General features: G+C 43.1%; 1 protein-coding gene. It reads left to right on the top strand.

Going from position 1 to position 441, the window contains the following annotated elements; genetic code table 11:
- A partial coding sequence (nusG, locus tag KDM89_RS19840; protein ID WP_212689609.1) for a transcription termination/antitermination protein NusG occupies positions 1-368 on the top strand: 368 nt, incomplete at its 5' end.
- Positions 369-441 lie beyond the last annotated feature (73 nt).

The following is a 441-nucleotide window of genomic DNA, read 5'->3' as shown; positions in this document are numbered from 1 at the left end:
CTGAGCGCAGGCTGTTCCCGAGCTATGTATTCGTCGAAATGGAAATGACTGACGATACTTGGCATTTGGTTAAAAATACCAGCAAAGTAACTGGCTTTATTGGTGGTAAATCGAATAAGCCTTCTCCTATCCCTCAGCATGAAGTGGATAAGATCTTGCAGCAAATGCAGGATGGTGTAGAAAAACCAAGACCAAAAGTCTTGTATGAAGTGGGTGAAGTGGTTCGTATTAAAGAAGGCCCATTCACAGACTTTAACGGCAGCGTGGAAGAAGTTAATTACGAGAAATCGAAAGTCCGCGTCACCGTGACTATTTTTGGCCGTGCGACACCAGTAGAACTGGAATTCGCTCAGGTAGAAAAAGTCTGATCAGAATAAAAGAATAAATCGTTAATCAGTACGATGAAGGCAGTAATTCAGAAACTGATGCAAGCCGAGGAGC

Source organism: Cognatundibacterium luofuense (assembly GCF_018139685.1).
In the GTDB taxonomy this organism is placed as follows: Bacteria; Pseudomonadota; Gammaproteobacteria; order Burkholderiales; family Burkholderiaceae_D; genus Undibacterium; species Undibacterium luofuense.
Note: the sequence above shows the minus strand (reverse complement) of the source record. Positions and strands in the feature narration are given on the sequence as shown.